Source organism: Streptomyces aureus (genome assembly GCF_001418135.1).
In the GTDB taxonomy this organism is placed as follows: domain Bacteria; phylum Actinomycetota; class Actinomycetes; order Streptomycetales; family Streptomycetaceae; genus Streptomyces; species Streptomyces aureus_A.
Map to the genome: position 1 here is coordinate 1 of NZ_LIPQ01000020.1, position 3,895 is coordinate 3,895.

At 71.7% G+C, this 3,895-nt stretch carries 3 protein-coding genes and 1 pseudogene; all 4 read right to left on the minus strand.

The window, feature by feature from the left end; translation table 11 throughout:
• Nucleotides 1-260: 260 nt before the first annotated feature.
• On the minus strand, nucleotides 261-1,769 hold the full coding sequence (locus AOK00_RS02345; RefSeq protein ID WP_254047212.1) for an FAD-dependent oxidoreductase: 1,509 nt from the start codon (nucleotides 1,767-1,769) through the stop codon (nucleotides 261-263).
• Between the two features lie 186 nt (nucleotides 1,770-1,955).
• A complete protein-coding gene (locus AOK00_RS38915) occupies nucleotides 1,956-2,123 on the minus strand; it encodes a hypothetical protein (protein WP_159041673.1) in 168 nt (55 codons plus the stop codon).
• Between the two features lie 250 nt (nucleotides 2,124-2,373).
• Nucleotides 2,374-2,652: pseudogene (locus tag AOK00_RS02350) on the minus strand (GAP family protein); the annotation flags it as partial.
• Nucleotides 2,653-2,673: 21 nt separating this feature from the next.
• A partial coding sequence (locus tag AOK00_RS02355) for a pyridoxal phosphate-dependent decarboxylase family protein (protein ID WP_055598654.1) occupies nucleotides 2,674-3,895 on the minus strand: 1,222 nt, incomplete at its 5' end.

Here is a 3,895-nt window from a genome sequence, read left to right on the forward strand (position 1 = left end):
GCCGGGGCCGGGTCCGGTTCCGGGTCGGGGTTGCTGGGTCCGGTCATGACGCTCATCTCCAGCGAGTCGCGGACGGGCGGGTACCCCGTCGAAGGCTTTCATCCGATACGCACCATGCCCCGCGCCTTTCCACACCCAGCTGACCGAAACGGTCTTTCGCGACATTTACTGGGAAAGGCTGGGTGTCGCAGCAGGCGTGACGAAGGCCTCCTGTCGTGGGCCGATCTGTCTCGTTGGACGTACGACGCACGGACAGGACCTCACAGCTCTTCGGGGTCCCGTCGCTCGAGAGGGCTCAGTGCCGGTCCCTGAAGGATCTCGCCGTCGACGCCGAAGCGAGAGCCGTGGCAGGGGCATTCCCATGTGCGTTCCGCGTTGTTGAATGCGACGACGCACCCGAGATGGGTGCAGACGGCGGACACCGCGTGGAGCCCGCCCCGGTCGTCGCGATGCACGGCGCAGGGACCGCCTTTCGCGCGGACCACGGTGCCCTCACCCGGCCGCAGGTCCTGCACGGGCCCGTCGGTGCCGTCACCGAAGGTCTCCAGACGGTCCTTGACGAAGTGCTTGCCCGTCTCCCATTGGGCCTTGAGGAGCGTAGGCGCGGAACGGAGGGCCGATCCGAGGCGGTCCGGAGCGTAGAGATCGGTCCACGGCTCCCGTTCGCCACGCACGAGGGCGGCGATGGCCGTTCCTGCCATGACGCCGCCCGTCATCCCCCAGCCGGCGAACCCGGTGGCGACGTAGACGTTCTCGCCGTCGGCGGGCATGCGGCCGATGAGGGGCAGGGTGTCGGTGGCGGCGTTGTCCTGCGCCGCCCAGCGATGGGTGATCGTGACGTCGGGGAAGTACTGCTCGCTCCAGTCCTGGAGACGGGCGTAACCGGCCGCGGTGTCCTCCCCGGTGCCGGGCTTGAACGCCTCTCCGGTGACGATCAGGAGCCGTCCGCCGTCCGGGAGCGGCGCCGTGCGGACGGAGCGCTTGCCGTCCTCTTCGGTGATGTACATGCCGTCCGGGTCCCGTGGGGCGGGCAGGGGGCCCGCGATCACCAGGTCGCGATGCTGGGTCAGCCTCGCGGCGAGCAGCGTGTGGTCGAAGACGGGGTGGTGGGTGGCCACGACGACGTGCCGGGCGGAGACGGTGGCCCCGGTGTCGGTGCCGAGCCGGCAGGGGTCTCCGCGGTCGAGTTCCACGACTCGGGTGCCCTCGTGGATCCTGCCGCCGAGCGCCATCATGTCGTCGACGAGCCCGCGCAGGTACGCGAGCGGGTGGAACTGGGCCTGGTCCTCCACCCTGACGGCGCCGGCGACGGGGAAGGGCAGGCGGGTCTCCGTGACGAACGACGCGGCGAGGCCGGCTTCCCGGGCCGCCTCCGCCTCCGCGCGCAGGGCGTCGACGCCCTCGGGCCGGCGGCAGTAGGTGAGAGCCGGGCGCCGTTCCAGGTCGCAGCTGATGCCGAGTTCGTCGACCACCTCGACGAGGTGCCGCAGCGCGGCGCTCTGGGAGGTCGCGTACCGGCGGGCGACGTCGTCGCCGTGCTCGGTCCGGAGCGTGTCGTACACGCTGGTGTGGAGCGCGGTGAGTTTTCCCGTCGTATGGCCCGTGACCCCGCCGGCGATCCGGTCCGCCTCCAGCACGATGACGTCGAGCCCGGCCCGAGTGAGCTCCCACGCCGTGCTGAGGCCGGCGATTCCGGCCCCGATGACCACCGCGTCCGCCTCCGCCGCCCCTGCGAGAGGGGGGAAGGACGGCAGCGTGGCGGTCTCCATCCAATACGAGCGTCCGCTGTCCGTAAGTCGGTTCATATGCGGCCCCTGCCCGGTAAGGCCGCCCCGACGCGTCGTGGTGAGATCTTTCGGGCGAAAGCGGGAGGGTGGGACGGGACCGGTCCTCCGGCGTGCGCCCCAGGTGTCGCCGGTGGCCGGGGCCGCTTCTCGGCCCTCGCCGCGGAGTTCTCAGTCCTCGCCGCGGACGATCTGGGGCTCAGGGTCGGCATCCTGACCCGCGGTGTCCGCGGCCGGGTCGACGTCGGACTCACGGAAGGCGGGTCGGCAGGTCCTGACCTGCCCCGTGTCCGCCTCCTCCGTCCGCCCGGGGTGAGTGGGACGGTTGACGGCGTCCACAGCCGTCACCTCCTGAGACCGAGGAGATCCGAACTGGTGATCGGATCGACTAACCGTGCGACTACCCGCTCCGCGCAGCCCGACACCTGGAACTGCTGCCGGGTACCTGTCACGTCCAGCGCGCGGGCGACAGCGCTGGTCAAGGGCGTACGAGGCCACCACGAAGCCCTCCCCGGGCTTCGTGGTGATCCAGTTGTCCGACGGGACAGGACACGGCTGCCGGGACGTCCGGGGGACGCCTACGGGTGGGTCAGATCGTCAGACCGCTGACGGCGTCGCCGACGTACTTCACGCCCAGGACGAGGAAGAGCGTCGTCATGATCGCGGCGTCGTGGCGGCTCATCCAGGTCTTCCAGTCGCCCAGCACCTTCGCCGACTTCTCACCGCCCGCGAGGTAGACACCGACCGGCAGCAGTGCGCACAGCGACGCGATCAGCACCATCAGCGCCGCGGCCACGGTCTTCCCGCCGGCGGAGGCGGTGGAGGCGGCGATGGACACGGCTCCGCCGATCGCGAGGACGAGGTTCTTCGGATCGGCGACGACCGGTCGTCAGGCCCCGGCGGCCGCGCGCCGGATCGCGTCGAGCGTGCGCGCCACATCGTCGTCCGTGGTCGACCAGTTGCTCACCGAGATCCGCATGACGCGTCTGCCGTGCCAGGTGGAGCCGCTGATCCACGCGGTGCCGTCGTCGAGCAGCCGGGCGAGGACCCGGTCGGTGCGTCCGTCGCCGCCGAACTCGGCGCAGACCTGCGTGAACGCGACCTCGTTGAGAACGGTCGCGCCGTCGATCTCGGCGATGCCGGCGGAGAACGCGGAGGCGTGGCGACACAACCGGTCGACGAGGTCGGCGACGCCTGATCGGCCGAGGGACCTGAGGGCGGCCCACACGGTGAACGCTCTGCCGCGCCGCGAGAGTTCGGGCACCTTGTCGATGGGGTCGCCTTGCTCGTGCTGGATGAGGTAGTCGCCACGCTGGCCCATCGCCGCCCGGACCGCGGACGCGTCGCGCACGATCGCGAGTCCGCAGTCGTAGGGGACGTTCAACGTCTTGTGGGCGTCCGTCGCCCAGGAGTCCGCGTCCGCGCAGCCCGCCGTCAGGTGGGCGCGGCGCGGCGAGGCGGCTGCCCACAGTCCGAACGCGCCGTCGACATGGACCCAGGCGTCTGCCTCGCGCGCCGCGCGGATGCTCGCGGCGAAGGGATCGAAGGCGCCGGAATGGATGTCGCCGGCCTGGAGGATCACGATCGTGGGGTGCTGTCCGCCGGCCGTCAGCGTCTTCCGCAGGGCATCGGGCTCGATGCGCCCTTGATCGTCCGCCGCCACCAGGTCGGGCCGACCGAGCCCGAGGTAGCGCAGGGCCAGGTCGATGGCCATGTGCCGGGACTCGCCGGCGACGACACGCACGGGCGGACCACCCGCGAGGCCGTCACGGGCGACGTTCCAGCCGGTGCGCCGCAGCACCGTGTCCCGCCCGGCGGCGAGGCACGTGAAGTTCGCCATCGTCGCACCCGTGGTGAAGCCCACGGAGCTGTCCCTCGGCAGGCCGAGCAGATCGAGCAACCAGGCGCCGGCGATCTCCTCCGCCGCCGCGTACGCGGGGGAGACGGTGCGCATCACGCAGTTCTGGTCCCAGGCGCTGACCAGCCAGTCAGCGGCCAGCGCGGCCGGCTCGGTGCCGCCCACCACGAACCCGTAGAAGCGGCCGCTGGGGAACGCGGTGAGCCCCGGCTCGCAGGCCGTGGCCAGCAGGTCGACGACCTCGGCGGGCGTG